Below are 832 nucleotides of genomic sequence, written 5' to 3'. Positions count from 1 at the left end.
CGAATGAGATTCGAAGCCAACTCTCCATTTTCCATAAGGAAGAAGGTCAACTTATCAGCCACAATGCCATCCACAACGGGACGAGCAAGAGGGCTTCCTAGCTTGTCCTTGGTCTGACCTTCAAACTGGAGGTGCTCTTCAGGAACCAAGATAGAAAGAACGGCCGCTAGTCCCTCACGATAGTCTGAACCTTCAAGGTTTTTATCTTTTTCCTTGAGAAGCCCCGTCTTACGCGCATAGTCATTCATGACCTTAGTGATAGCAGATTTGAGTCCTGTCTCATGCGTTCCACCGTCCTTGGTGCGAACGTTATTGACAAAGGACAAAATATTATCTGAAAATCCGTCATTATACTGAAGCGCAACTTCCACTTGAAAACCATTGTCTTCCCCTTCAAAGTAAAGAACTGGCGTTAAGGTCTCCTTGTCTTCGTTAAGATAAGAAACAAAGTCCTGCACCCCATTCTCATAGTGGAATTCAATCGCTTCGTCTGTTCGTTTATCAGTCAGAGACAAGGTCACATTTTTCAAGAGAAAGGCTGATTCATTAAGACGCTCTGAAATGGTATTGTACTTGAAATCTGTCGTAGAAAAGATACTGGCATCTGGCATGAAGGTAACCTTGGTCCCTGTCTTAGACTTTGGTGCTGTACCAATTTTCTTCAAGGTCGTGACAGGTTTTCCACCATTTTCAAAACGTTGCTTGTAAACTGCGCCATCACGGGTGATTTCAACTTCCAGCCAACTTGAAAGAGCGTTAACAACGGAAGAACCCACCCCGTGGAGACCACCAGATGTCTTGTAGCCACCCTGACCGAATTTTCCTCCGGCAT

1 pseudogene is annotated in these 832 nt (G+C 45.0%); it reads right to left on the bottom strand.

Annotated features, from left to right (window positions below):
• Positions 1 to 832: pseudogene (locus SMIDD26_RS05365) on the bottom strand (DNA topoisomerase IV subunit B); the annotation flags it as partial.

This window comes from Streptococcus mitis (assembly GCF_001579035.1).
Lineage (GTDB): Bacteria > Bacillota > Bacilli > Lactobacillales > Streptococcaceae > Streptococcus > Streptococcus mitis_J.
This window is presented reverse-complemented; position numbering and strand designations above follow the sequence as displayed.